Below are 12,010 nucleotides of genomic sequence, written 5' to 3' on the forward strand. Positions count from 1 at the left end.
GGTCGGTCCCCCGTGACGCATTGTTATGAAGCAGCGATTTTCCCCCATCCGGAGGTTTCGGGTCCACCTGGGGTCGGTTTCACTTAGGCAACGTCCCCGCGGCCGCCCGGTGAAGCCGCATATCGAGCACAGCCTCCCTTTACGACAGGGGCGCGCCCCTTCGGCTCACTCGCCGGAGCCGCGTCCCACCGGCCAGGTCCGTTTGTATGGAGACTCAACAATCCTGGGCAGTGGACTAGACCTTTCAAGGGTCTACGCGCGAGACTGTTCCCGTGAGACACGTCATCGCCCTGGATGTGGGCGGCACCGGCATGAAAGCCGCCCTGGTGGGGGCGGACGGCGCGCTGCTGTACCAGGCGCGGCGGGCGACCGGCAGAGAGCGCGGGCCCGAGGCCGTCGTGGAGACCATCCTCGGCTTCGCCGCAGACCTGCGCGCGTACGGCACCGAGCACTTCGGCGAGAGCGCCGTCGCCGCCGGGGTCGCGGTGCCCGGCATCGTCGACGCCGAGCGCGGTATCGCGCGGTACGCCGCCAATCTCGGCTGGCGCGACGTACCGATGCGCGATCTTCTCGGCGCCCGGCTCGGCGGCGTACCCGTCGCGCTCGGGCACGACGTACGCACCGGCGGTCTCGCCGAGGGGCGGCTCGGCGCGGGCCGGGGGGCCGACCGGTTCCTGTTCGTGCCGCTGGGCACCGGGATCGCCGGGGCCATCGGCATCGCGGGCACCATCGAGGCCGGTGCCCACGGCTACGCGGGCGAGATCGGCCATGTCGTGGTCCGCCCCGACGGGCCCGACTGCGGCTGCGGACAGCGCGGCTGTCTGGAGACCCTCGCCTCCGCCGCGGCCGTGACCCGCGCCTGGGCCGCGGCGAGCGGCGACCCGGAGGCGGACGCCGCCGACTGCGCGAAGGCCGTGGAGTCCGGCGACCCCGCGGCCGTACGGGTCTGGCTCGACGCGGTCGACGCGCTCGCCGCCGGACTGGTCACCGCGCTCACCCTGCTCGACCCCCGGACGCTGATCATCGGTGGCGGTCTCGCCGAGTCCGGGGAAACCTTGTTCACACCGCTGCGGACGGCGGTCGAGGAGCGGGTGACGTTCCAGAAACTTCCCGAGATCGTCCCGGCGGCTCTCGGCGACACCGCGGGCTGTCTGGGCGCGGGGCTGCTCGCCTGGGACCTGCTCGCCGCCGCCCGGCCCGCCGCGGAGGCACGACCCGCGGAGGCACGACCCGCGGAAGCACGAACCGCGGAAGCGCACCCCACAGAAGCGCACCCCACCGACGACAACGACCCGCCCGCCGACGATCCACTCGCCACGGAGGTATCCGCCTGATGGCCGCTAGCGCCCCACGCGCCGCGCACGCCGCACACATCCCACGCGCCGAAAGCACCGTTCTCACCGGCGCCCGGGTGGTGCTGCCCACCGGAACCGTGGACGGCGGGCAGGTGATCATCGAGGGCGGCCGGATCGCGGGCACCGCCCACGACGACGCCGCCTCGCTGGATCTCTCCGGCCACTGGATCGTCCCCGGCTTCGTGGACATGCACAACCACGGCGGCGGCGGCGCCTCGTTCACCTCCGGCTCGGTGGACGACGTGCTCAAGGGCATCCGCACACACCGCGAGCACGGCACCACCACCCTCGTCGCCTCCACCGTCACCGGCGAGATGGACTTCCTCGCCCACCGCGCCGGCTTCCTCTCCGAGCTGGTCGAGCAGGGCGAGCTGGCCGGGATCCACTTCGAGGGCCCGTTCATCTCCCCCTGCCGCAAGGGCGCCCACAGCGAGGCGCTGCTGCGCGACCCCGACCCGGCCGAGGTCCGCAAGCTGCTCGACGCGGCGCGCGGCACGGCCAGGATGGTCACGCTCGCCACCGAACTGCCGGGCGGCATCGAGTCCGTACGGCTGCTCGTGGAGCACGGCGTGATCGCCGCCGTCGGCCACACGGACGCGACGTACGAGCAGACCGTGGAGGCCATCGACGCGGGCGCGACCGTCGCGACGCATCTCTTCAACGCGATGCCGACCCTCGGACACCGCGCTCCGGGACCGATCGCCGCGCTGCTGGAGGACGAGCGGGTCACGGTCGAGCTGATCAACGACGGCACGCATCTGCACCCCGCGGCGCTGGAGCTGGCGTTCCACCGCGCGGGCGCGGACCGGGTCGCCTTCGTCACGGACGCGATGGACGCGGCCGGGTTCGGCGACGGGCGCTACCAGCTCGGCCCGCTCGCGGTCGACGTCAAGGACGGCGTCGCGCGGCTGGTGGAGGGCGGCTCGATCGCCGGCTCCACACTGACCCAGAACACCGCGTTCAAGCGGGCGGCGACGGTGGACCGGCTGCCGGTGGAGGACATCGTCCGGGCGATCTCCGCCAACCCGGCGCGGCTGTTGGGCGTGTACGACAAGGTCGGCTCGCTGGAGCCGGGCAAGGACGCGGACCTGGTGGTCCTGGACGACACGTTCTCGGTCAAGGGTGTCCTGCACAAGGGCGAATGGGTAATTGAGCCCAAGTAGGTCGATTCAATGAAAAGACGGCCGATTTAGCCGCAAGAACGAGGAAAGCCATACGAAGGCGGTCGGCCCGGGGTCTGGGCCTACCGCCTTCTGTTTGGCATGATCGCTCCGGTAATCGGCCGAGCGAGCGAGCGGCCGTGCGAGCGCGTTTCCCGGGGGTGCGACGGATGATTGTGACGGTCACGCTCAACGCCGCGCTGGACATCACGTACCGCACCCCCGAGCTGGTCCCTCACACCACGCATCGCGTCACCGATGTCGTCGAGCGGCCCGGCGGCAAGGGCCTGAACGTCGCGCGGGTGCTGTCGGCGCTGGGCCACGAGTCGGTGGTGACGGGGTTCGCGGGCGGCCGGACGGGCGACGTGCTGCGGGAGCTGCTCGGCAGCTGCGGCCCCGGGGGCTCCAGGGGCCGGCCGGTGGACGCGCTCGTACCGATCTCCGGGTCCACCCGCCGCACCCTCGCCGTCGTCGACGAGACGAGCGGCGACACCACCCAGCTCAACGAGCCGGGCCCGACCGTCTCGTCCGGCGAGTGGTCCGCCTTCCTCGGCGCGTACGAGCGGCTGCTCACCGGCGCGGACGCCGTGGCCCTGTGCGGCAGCCTGCCGCCCGGCATCCATGTCGGCGCGTACGCCGAGCTGATCCGCCGGGCCCGCGCCGCGGGCGTACCGGCGCTCCTCGACACCAGCGGCGAACCGCTGCGCCGCGGCGTCGCCGCCCGCCCCGATCTGGTCAAGCCGAACGCCGACGAACTCGCCCGGCTCACCGGCTCCCGCGAGCCGCTGCGCGCCGCCCGCGACGCACGCCGTCGCGGCGCGCACGCCGTCATCGCCTCGCTCGGACCCGACGGCATCCTCGCGGCCACCCCGGACGGTATCTGGCAGGCGACCCCGCCCGCGCCCGTGAAGGGCAACCCGACGGGCGCGGGCGACTCGGCGGTGGCCGGGCTGCTCTCGGGTCTCGTCGAGCAGCTGCCCTGGCCGGCCCGGCTGGCCCGCGCGGTCGCCCTGGCCACGGCGACGGTGCTGGCCCCGGCGGCGGGTGAGTTCGACGCGGAGGCGTACGAGGAGCTGCTGCCGCGGGTGACGGTGGCGGAACACTCCGGACCGTAGAACCAAGAACGTAAGCCCCGGACCGCAGGACCCGGACCGCGCAGGACCCGGACCGCAGGACCCGGACCGCAGGAGGGACAACATGCCGCTCGTCAGCACCGGTGAACTCGTCACGGCCGCCGGGGCCGGGAACCACGGGATCGCCGCCTTCAACGTCATCACCCTGGAGCACGCCGAGGCGATCGCCACCGGCGCCGAGCGGGCCGGAGCACCCGCGATCCTCCAGATATCGGAGAACGCGGTGAAGTTCCACGGCGGCGACCCCGGCGCGGTCACCGCCGCCGCGGCGGCCGTCGCCCGCGCCTCCTCCGTGCCGCTCTCCCTCCATCTCGACCATGTCGAATCGGCCGCACTGCTGCGGGCCGCGCCCGAGGCCGGCTTCAGCTCGGTGATGTTCGACGCGTCGAAGCTGCCGTACGCGGAGAACCTCGCGGCCACCGCCGAGGCCGTGCGCTGGGGCCATGACCACGGCATCTGGGTCGAGGCGGAGCTGGGCGCGGTGGGCGGCAAGGACGGCGAGCCGTCCCTCGACGCGCACGCCCCGGGGGTACGTACGGATCCGGCCGAGGCGGCCGTCTACGTCACCGGGACCGGCGTGGACGCGCTGGCCGTCGCGGTCGGCTCGTCCCACGCGATGACGCACCGCACGGCCGTCCTGGACCACACCCTGATCGCCGCGTTGCGCGACGCCGTCCCCGTACCGCTGGTCCTGCACGGCTCGTCCGGCGTCCCGGACGAGGAGATCCGCCGGGCGGTTGCCTCCGGCATGGTCAAGATCAACGTGGGTACTGCCCTCAACACGGCCTTCACCGGCGCCGTACGCGACTATCTCGCGGCGCACCCGACGACGGTGGACCCCCGGAAATACCTCGTCCCGGCTCGCGAGGCGATGGCCGGGACGGTGGCGGGTTTCCTGCGGGTGGTCGGCGTTCCCGCGAGTGGCCGGGTCCGCGACTGAGCGATCACTACCCCTTGGGGGGCGTGACCTCCAGCCAGTCGAGGATGGCGTCGCACTGATTGCCCTGCTCGCAGGAGATCTTGAGGGTGTTCTCGCCCGCCTGGAGCTCGACCGGCGCCCATGTGGTCTGCCAGTTCTTCGACCAGTCGGGGTCGTTGGAGTTGATGAAGTTCTTCAACCCGAGCGGGGAGTTGTTCGGCTTGCCGTTGACGGTCAGGGTGGCGTTGGCGTCCTTGGCGGGTATGGCGTAGCGCACGGACAGCGCGTACGAGCCGGCCTTCTCGATGTCGGCGGTCCAGGTCACCGAGGCGCCGACGGCGTTGAAGCCGGTCACATACGAACCGTTGGTGCCGTCGGCGCCCTCGATGTCCGTCGCGAGGACGGCGGGCGGGCCCAGCTTGAGCGTCGCCGCGTCCTGCTTGGGGAGGCCGATCCCGTCGGGCGACGTGTCGCCCTTGTCGCTCGCCCCGTCGGTGGGCTGCTGCGACTGCTCGGCCGAGGAGGTCGGGCCGCCGGTCGGTGTCGCGTCGGCGTTGCTGTTCTTGTCGTCGCCGTTGGTGAGCAGCGCGGCCGTGATACCGATCACGACCACCGCGACGACGGCGATCGCGCCGATCAGCAGGCCCTTGGTGTTGGGGCCGCTGCCGCGTCCGCTGCCCCGCTGGGCCGGCACCTGGCGGGTGGTGGCACCGCCGGGGTGGGTCTCGGGAGCCGCGTAGTGCGGGTTCTGCTGCTGGCCGTACGGCGCCTGGTCGTACGGCGCCTGCTGCTGACCGTAGGGAGCCTGGCCGTACTGCGGCTGCTGACCGTAGGGCGCCTGCTGCGGCGGGGCCGGCTGCTGCTGACCGTACTGGCGCTCGCCGACGGTCCTGACCTGGTTGTACGACGTCCGGGGCACGCCAGGCTGCGCGGCCGGACCGGGGTAGCCGTAGCCGCCTTGGCGTCGCTGATTGCCGCCTGCCGCCTGTCCGTCCTCGTACAGATAGCCGAACGGATCGTCGTCCTCGGGCGTGCTAGCGCCGTTGTTCCCGGCCGTCATCCCTGGTCACTCCTTACCATCTCGCCAGCGTCGCCGACCGGCCGAGCCTACCTCGAATGGGCAAGGCCACGGACGGGCCTTGACGGGTGGCAGCCAGTCTGCGACCCGTGGGTGAACAACGGATCGCAGAGATGTCCCAGCCCTGTCCCGAACACCTCCGGGACCCTTCCCGGCAGGTCCGGGACTCCTGCCGGCCCGCCCGGAGAACCCGTCGGAGACGCACTTACCCCGCACGCCGGTGAACCTTGCTCCGCGACCGCTTCTCGATGTACATCCGCTGGTCAGCGGATTGCAGCACTTCCTCCACCGACATCCCGCAGCTCGCCCAGCTGATACCGAAGCTCGCCCCGACCCGGACCGCCCGGCCGTCGACCCTGATCGGCGGAATGATCGCGTTCCGCAGCCGTACGGCGAGATCGGCGGCGTCCGCCGTGCCGAGTCCGTCCGCGAGAACGACGAATTCGTCACCCCCGAGGCGCGCGACGGTGTCCCCGTCCCGTACGCCGGTGGTCAGCCGGTGCGCGACCTCGATCAGCACCGCGTCGCCGGTGTTGTGGCCGAACCGGTCGTTGATGGACTTGAAGCCGTCGAGGTCGCAGAAGAGGACCGCGAGGCCCTTCGTGCCGTCGTCGACCTCGGGGTTGTCGCTGGGCGCGACCATGTGCACATGGTGGTCGAGGGGCACGCTGCCCACCGCGGGGACGGCTGGGCGTCCGCCGCCCTGCCGGCCGCCGCGCTCCTCGTACTGGTCATAGCCGTCGTACGCGTCGTATCCGGGCTCGTACAGGACGGTGCCCTCGTACCCTCCGTACGCCGCGTCCAGCGCCTCGACCGCGGTCTCCCGCATCGCGTGGGGCCGCGAACAGAGCCGGGCGCTGAGGCGGGAGCGCAGCTCGGCGCTGTTCGGCAGGCCGGTGAGGGAGTCGTGCGAGGCGCGGTGCGCGAGCTGGAGTTCGCGGCTCTTGCGCTCCTCGATGTCCTCGACGTGGGTGAGCAGGAAGCGCGGTCCGTCGGCGGTGTCGGCGACCACGGAGTTGCGCAGCGAGGCCCAGACGTACGTGCCATCGCGCCGCAGCAGCCGCAGTTCGGCGCGACCGCCCTCGGCGGAGGTGCGCAGGAGCGTCCCGATGTCCTCGGGGTGGACCAGATCGGAGAACGAGAGGCGGCGCATCGCGGAGGCCGGGCGGCCGAGCAGCCGGCAGAGCGCGTCATTGGTCCGCAGCAGCCGGCCGTGCTGATCACCGCCCATCTCGGCGATGGCCATCCCGCTGGGCGCGTACTCGAATGCCTGGCGGAAGGATTCCTCACTGGCCCGCAGCGCCTGCTGCTCGCGTTCGAGACGGACCAGCGCGCGCTGCATATTTGCTCGGAGGCGAGCGTTACTGATCGCAATGGCGGCCTGGGACGCGTACATCTGGAGCGCTTCCTGCCCCCAGGGGCCCGGACGGCGCCCGCCGCGCGGCCGGTCGACGGAGATGACGCCGAGCAGCTCGCGCCCGCCGCCGGAGGCGTACATCGGCGCGTAGAGCCGGTCCTGCGGGTGCCACTCGTCCTCGAAACGGGGATCGGGGCCCTCGGTGTACCACTGCGGAACGTCGTCCTCCAGCAGCACCCAGCCCTCGGTGTGCGGTATGAAGCGCAGCTCGCCCCAGCCCTCGCCCATCACGAGCCGCCGCTCCCAGGAGGCCCGGGAGCCGACCCGGCCGGTGATCAGGGCCTCCGCGGCGGCGCTTCCGGCGAAGGCGGCGACGACGAGGTCGCCGTCGGCCTGGACGACATTGACGCAGGCCAGTTCGTACCCGAGCCCGGAGACAACACCGTCGGCCACGGTCTGCAGGGTGTCCGCAAGGCTGCGGGCGGTGTTGAGTTCGGCGACGGCCTCATGCAACTGCCGCAGGGTCGCAAGACGGACATACGGCTCCGACTCGGTCTCCATTGCTCGCTCTCCCCCGAGACCTCGACAACAACTCCAGGATTCTCATCGGCTCTCGTCCTGCACTGGCATCGCCACTGAATCACAGGGAGCTGCGCGCTCGGTACACAGGGTCAACAAATACCGCACTCTGTGAGTCAAGTCACACGATCCGATGAGGGGATGGAAGGCCTGATGGGAGCGCTCCACCACTTTCTTGAACGCAAATTCGGACGGGCCGCGAGGATGCGTGCGGAGGCGATTCCAGTAGCGGCCGACGCGGTGGCGGCGTGGCGGCAGGCGCCGGGCAGGCGGGACTTTGAAGACAGGTCCTAGGACCGGGCTGGTCCCCTGGCCCGATGCGGGCGGGGGGAGCCGGGGCTAGCGTCTCCTCCGTGCCCCAGACGACCCCTGACACCCGTACCGACGCCATCGACGCCATCCCCCATCCTGAGGGGGTGAGCAACGAAGAGTTCCGCGCCGCCCTCGCCCGGCTGGCCTCGGGTGTGGTGCTGGTGACAGCGCACGAACCGCCCTTGAGCGCCACCGGACCGCGCGGCGAGGACGCCGGGATGACGGCGACGGCCTTCATGTCGGTCTCGCTGGACCCGCCGCTGGTCCTGGTCAGCGTCCGCAACGGCTCCCGCATGGACGATCTGCTCGTCGAACAGCCGCTGTGGGCGGCCTCCTTGCTCTCCGGGAGCCAGCGGCATGTCGCGGGCCGGTTCGCGATGAAGGGCCGGATCAGCGACCGGCTGCTGTTCGAGGACATCCCGTACCGCCGGGGAGAGGTGAGCGGCGCGCTGCTGATCGGCGGATCGCTGGCGGTGCTGGAGTGCCGTACGGAACAGCGGGTCGAGGCGGGCGACCACACGCTGGTCATCGGCCGGGTGCTGACGGCGGAGCTGCCGAGCACGGAGGGCGGGCCGCTGATGTATTTCAAGGGGCGCTACCGGCAGTTGGGTTCGTAGGATCGGCCGGTGACGATACCGCCAGGGCTGATCCCCCTGCCCCATCAACGGACGGCGCTCCATCAATGCACGGCGCCCGAACTTACTCGTCTAGGTCCAGCCCCGGCCGGTACGGCCACGCTTCGTCTCGGCGCGCTGCTTCTTCTCGCGCAGCCGGCGTTCGTTGATCCCGCGCGGGATCTTCGTCTTCCGACGCGGGCGCGGCGGCGGGGCGGTCGCCTCCGCCAGCAGGGAGGCGAGTCGTACGGCCGCGGTCTCGCGGTTGCGCCACTGAGAGCGGTGCTCCGACGCGCGTACGGTGATCACGCCGTCCACCAGCCGGTCCGCGAGCCGCTCCAGCGCGCGTTCCTTCCACACCGGCGGCAGCGCTTCCGTCTTCGCGAGATCGAAGCGCAGCTCCGCCTTCGAGTCATTGGTGTTGACGTGCTGTCCGCCGGGCCCGGAGGACCTTGAGAAACGCCACATCAGTTCGGCCTCCGGCAGGGAGACCGAACCGCGGATGACATGAGCGGGTCCGGACATACCCCTATGGTCCCGTGTCCGGCCCGCTTCCGTCACCCTCTTTTCCCCGGCGTTCCCGTGGCATTCCCCGGGCGTGCGCCATCCCGGGTAAAGAAAGTAAAGGCTGAGGAACCTCCCGGACCTCTGCCTGCGTTATGCCGGGTGACGGTAGCTTCGGGACCACCCGAAGCCCGCACACGACAACGAAAGGGACATCCCCATGGCTGTAAGCCTGTCCAAGGGCGGCAACGTCTCGCTCACCAAGGAGGCACCGGGCCTGACCGCCGTCACGGTCGGCCTCGGCTGGGACGTCCGTACCACCACCGGCACCGACTTCGACCTCGACGCCTCGGCGATCGCGGTGAACGGCGGCGGAAAGGTCGTCTCCGACGGCCACTTCGTCTTCTTCAACAACAAGTCGACGCCGGACCAGACGATCGTCCACACGGGTGACAACCGCACGGGCGCGGGCGAGGGCGACGACGAGGCGATCAACGTCAACCTGGCGGGCCTGCCCGCCGACGTCGACAAGATCGTCTTCCCGGTCTCGATCTACGACGCCGAGACCCGCAGCCAGAACTTCGGCCAGGTGCGGAACGCGTACATCCGCATCGTCAACCAGGCCGGCGGCACCGAGATCGCCCGCTACGACCTGAGCGAGGACGCCGCCACCGAGACCGCGATGGTCTTCGGCGAGCTGTACCGCAACGGCGCGGAGTGGAAGTTCCGCGCGGTCGGCCAGGGCTACGCCTCGGGCCTCGTGGGCATCGCCACGGACTTCGGCGTCAACCTCTGACACGAAGGCCGCACGGATAACCGCGCGTAACGGGTGGGTCCCGGCTCCGGCCGGTGCCCACCCGTCCGCGCGCCGCCGCTATGGCTTCTCCTCCCCGTAGAGCCAGGTGTCCCAGAGCTCTCCGAGTTCGCGGCCCGACTCCCGCTCCACGTACGTCGTGAAGTCGTGGGTGTCGGCGTTGCCGTGACGGTGCGTGTGGACCCAGCCGCGCACGATACGGAAGAAGGCCGCGTCGCCGACGGTCTCCCGTACGCGCTGGAGCACCATGGCGCCGCGTCCGTACACCGGCGCGTCGGAGATGTTCACCGCGGAGGGCGGACGCGCCGGCGGGAAGGCCCAGTTCGCGTCGGCGTCGTACGCGTCGGCGAAGCTCTGGCGGACCGGTACGTGCTCGGTGTGTTCCGTCCAGAGCCACTCCGTGTACTCCGCGAAGCCCTCGCTGAGCCACATGTCCCGCCAGGACTTCGGGGTCACGGAGTTGCCGAACCACTGGTGGGCCATCTCATGGACCAGCGTCGCGACGCTGGTGGGGCCGGGGAGGAAGGGCCTGTTCTGGGTCTCCAGGGCGTATCCGGAGTCGCCCCGCCGCCCGATCACCACACCGGTGGAGGAGAAGGGGTACGGCCCGAAGGTCTTCTCCTGCCATTTCATGATCGCGGGGAGCTCCTTGAGAAGTCGCGCGCCGCTACGGGCGGCGGTCGGGTCGACCGCCGTATAGATGGGCACCATTCCCTTCGTTCCGTCGGTCTGACGCGTCGTGTACGGGCCGATGGCGACCATGGCCACATAGCTCGCCATCGGTTCCGCCGAATGCCAGTCGAAGGACGTACGCCCGTCCGCCGTACGCTCCTCGCGCAGTTCCCCGTTGGAGACGGCCTTCAGCCCCTCGGGCACGGTGATCCGGATGTCGTACGACGCCTTGTCGCTCGGGTGGTGGTTGCCCGGGAACCACGCCATCGATCCGGTCGGCTCCCCCAGCCCGACCGCGCGCGCCCCGGACCGGAGCCAGCCCTCCTCCGAGGTGTCGGGGTCGGTGATGCGCCGGGGTGTACCGGAGTAGCGGACGACCGTACGGAAGGTGCCGCCACGGCGGAGGTCGTCGCCGGGACGCAGGGTCAGTTCGCTGCCGGCGTGGTGGAACGCGGCCTTCTCGCCGTCGACGGTCACGGAGTCCACCGTCAGCCCGTCGAGATCGAGGTTGAAGGCGCTGAGATCGTGAGTGGCGCGGGCGGTGATCTCGGCGGTGCCCTGGAGCCGGCCGGCGTCCGGCGCGTAGTCGAGGGTCAGACCGTAGTGCTGGACGTCGTACCCGCCGTTGCCGAGCCGTGGGAAGTAGGGATCGCGCAGGCTCGCGGCCCCGGGCTTGCCGTGCACGCCGGCGCCCGGCACACAGCCGCCGAGAACGAGGGCGAGGGCAACGGGGAGTGCGAGAGCGACGGGGAGTGCGAGAGCGACGGGGAGTGCGGGGGCGGAGGCGGGGCGGAGTGCCGTGCGCGGGTACACCCGGTGATCGTAGGCCGGGTGGCGGGAACTCGCCGGGTGGCGGGGACACGCCGGGTCACCCGGGGCGCGGTGCCAGGGACGCTCCACCGACAAGCCGGCGCTCCTGGACGGGTGGGCGCCCGGTGCTCGACCACCCCACGAGTCCGCCGGGCCGCCGTGACACCATCGGGCCCGTGCTCGACATCGGCTACTCCCTCTCCCGGCGCTTTCCCGATCCCCCGCAGACCGACTACCGCCTCGCGGACGTCCGGGCGCTGCGGCACGACCTGTTCTGCGGGGACGTCTATCTCGCGGACACCCACGCGGACCGCGAGGTGTCCACAGCCTGGGGATGGGTACCGGTGCTCGACTTCGCCTGGGCGCTGTGCGACATCGTGGAGCAGCTCGACCGCGATCCGCGCGGCAGCCGCGCGGCCAAGCCGCAGTACGCCGAGCTGGACTTCACCGAGTCCGCCGACCGTATGCTCTTCCAGCGGCGCTTCGGCTGGGTCGATGTGGAGGCCGACTGGATGCCCGGCGACGAGCCGCCGCTCACCTTCAGCCACCGGCTGCTGCGCCGTGAGGCGCGCGACTTCCTGCACGATCTGATCGCGGATCTCGCCGACATGCACGAGGGTCTGACCGACAACCCGATCGTCTGGGACCTCCAGTCCCGCTTCCCCCGCAGCTGACCAGCCCACGCCGCGGCCAACGCGCGCCG

11 protein-coding genes are annotated in these 12,010 nt (G+C 71.3%); 7 read left to right on the top strand and 4 right to left on the bottom strand.

Going from position 1 to position 12,010, the window contains the following annotated elements; translation table 11 throughout:
- Positions 1-272 precede the first annotated feature (272 nt).
- The 4 genes from ACIRQP_RS26470 to ACIRQP_RS26485 all read left to right on the top strand — a co-directional run bounded on the left by ACIRQP_RS26470 (position 273) and on the right by ACIRQP_RS26485 (position 4,588).
- The gene (locus ACIRQP_RS26470) at positions 273-1,334 is read left to right on the top strand and encodes an ROK family protein (RefSeq protein WP_403893637.1); all 1,062 of its coding nucleotides are present in this window, start codon (positions 273-275) and stop codon (positions 1,332-1,334) included.
- Positions 1,334-2,518 carry an N-acetylglucosamine-6-phosphate deacetylase gene (gene nagA / locus ACIRQP_RS26475; RefSeq protein ID WP_403893638.1) on the top strand — a complete coding sequence of 395 codons (1,185 nt, stop codon included), beginning with the start codon at positions 1,334-1,336 and terminating at the stop codon, positions 2,516-2,518. Before ACIRQP_RS26470 ends, nagA begins: the two co-directional genes overlap by 1 nt.
- 167 nt (positions 2,519-2,685) lie before the next feature.
- A complete protein-coding gene (locus ACIRQP_RS26480; protein WP_403893639.1) occupies positions 2,686-3,630 on the top strand; it encodes a 1-phosphofructokinase family hexose kinase in 945 nt (314 codons plus the stop codon).
- An 82-nt stretch (positions 3,631-3,712) separates the two neighbouring features.
- The gene (locus tag ACIRQP_RS26485) at positions 3,713-4,588 is read left to right on the top strand and encodes a ketose-bisphosphate aldolase (RefSeq protein ID WP_403893640.1); all 876 of its coding nucleotides are present in this window, start codon (positions 3,713-3,715) and stop codon (positions 4,586-4,588) included.
- A gap of 7 nt (positions 4,589-4,595) precedes the next feature.
- Here ACIRQP_RS26485 and ACIRQP_RS26490 read toward each other — a convergent pair whose 3' ends face one another.
- Positions 4,596-5,627, bottom strand: a complete 1,032-nt coding sequence (locus ACIRQP_RS26490; RefSeq protein WP_403893641.1) for a CBM35 domain-containing protein — start codon at positions 5,625-5,627, stop codon at positions 4,596-4,598.
- Between the two features lie 223 nt (positions 5,628-5,850).
- Complete coding sequence (cdgB, locus tag ACIRQP_RS26495) at positions 5,851-7,563, bottom strand: diguanylate cyclase CdgB (RefSeq protein ID WP_403893642.1); 1,713 nt, start codon at positions 7,561-7,563, stop codon at positions 5,851-5,853.
- Positions 7,564-7,934: 371 nt separating this feature from the next.
- Here cdgB and ACIRQP_RS26500 point away from each other — a divergent pair, with 371 nt between their 5' ends.
- On the top strand, positions 7,935-8,510 hold the full coding sequence (locus ACIRQP_RS26500) for a flavin reductase family protein (RefSeq protein ID WP_403893643.1): 576 nt from the start codon (positions 7,935-7,937) through the stop codon (positions 8,508-8,510).
- A gap of 90 nt (positions 8,511-8,600) precedes the next feature.
- On the opposite strand, the gene arfB is transcribed toward ACIRQP_RS26500, so the two are convergent.
- Complete coding sequence (arfB, locus tag ACIRQP_RS26505; RefSeq protein WP_403893644.1) at positions 8,601-9,032, bottom strand: alternative ribosome rescue aminoacyl-tRNA hydrolase ArfB; 432 nt, start codon at positions 9,030-9,032, stop codon at positions 8,601-8,603.
- Between the two features lie 199 nt (positions 9,033-9,231).
- Here arfB and ACIRQP_RS26510 point away from each other — a divergent pair, with 199 nt between their 5' ends.
- Positions 9,232-9,807: a TerD family protein gene (locus ACIRQP_RS26510; protein WP_403893645.1), complete on the top strand. Its 576-nt coding sequence runs from the start codon at positions 9,232-9,234 to the stop codon at positions 9,805-9,807.
- Between the two features lie 78 nt (positions 9,808-9,885).
- On the opposite strand, the gene ACIRQP_RS26515 is transcribed toward ACIRQP_RS26510, so the two are convergent.
- Complete coding sequence (locus ACIRQP_RS26515; protein ID WP_403893646.1) at positions 9,886-11,310, bottom strand: M1 family metallopeptidase; 1,425 nt, start codon at positions 11,308-11,310, stop codon at positions 9,886-9,888.
- A gap of 173 nt (positions 11,311-11,483) precedes the next feature.
- On the opposite strand from ACIRQP_RS26515, the gene ACIRQP_RS26520 reads away from it, so the two are divergent.
- Positions 11,484-11,981: a hypothetical protein gene (locus ACIRQP_RS26520; protein ID WP_403893801.1), complete on the top strand. Its 498-nt coding sequence runs from the start codon at positions 11,484-11,486 to the stop codon at positions 11,979-11,981.
- Positions 11,982-12,010 lie beyond the last annotated feature (29 nt).

It is taken from the genome of Streptomyces sp. NPDC102274 (assembly GCF_044766385.1).
Taxonomy (GTDB): Bacteria; Actinomycetota; Actinomycetes; order Streptomycetales; family Streptomycetaceae; genus Streptomyces.

What these genes read in the sequence shown, in the direction of transcription:
- cdgB (WP_403893642.1), bottom strand. Translation starts at nt 7,563, where the DNA reads ATGGAGACCGAGTCGGAGCCGTATGTCCGTCTTGCGACCCTGCGGCAG.
- ACIRQP_RS26480 (WP_403893639.1), top strand. Translation starts at nt 2,686, where the DNA reads ATGATTGTGACGGTCACGCTCAACGCCGCGCTGGACATCACGTACCGC.
- nagA (WP_403893638.1), top strand. Translation starts at nt 1,334, where the DNA reads ATGGCCGCTAGCGCCCCACGCGCCGCGCACGCCGCACACATCCCACGC.
- ACIRQP_RS26490 (WP_403893641.1), bottom strand. Translation starts at nt 5,627, where the DNA reads ATGACGGCCGGGAACAACGGCGCTAGCACGCCCGAGGACGACGATCCG.
- ACIRQP_RS26510 (WP_403893645.1), top strand. Translation starts at nt 9,232, where the DNA reads ATGGCTGTAAGCCTGTCCAAGGGCGGCAACGTCTCGCTCACCAAGGAG.
- ACIRQP_RS26485 (WP_403893640.1), top strand. Translation starts at nt 3,713, where the DNA reads ATGCCGCTCGTCAGCACCGGTGAACTCGTCACGGCCGCCGGGGCCGGG.
- arfB (WP_403893644.1), bottom strand. Translation starts at nt 9,032, where the DNA reads ATGTCCGGACCCGCTCATGTCATCCGCGGTTCGGTCTCCCTGCCGGAG.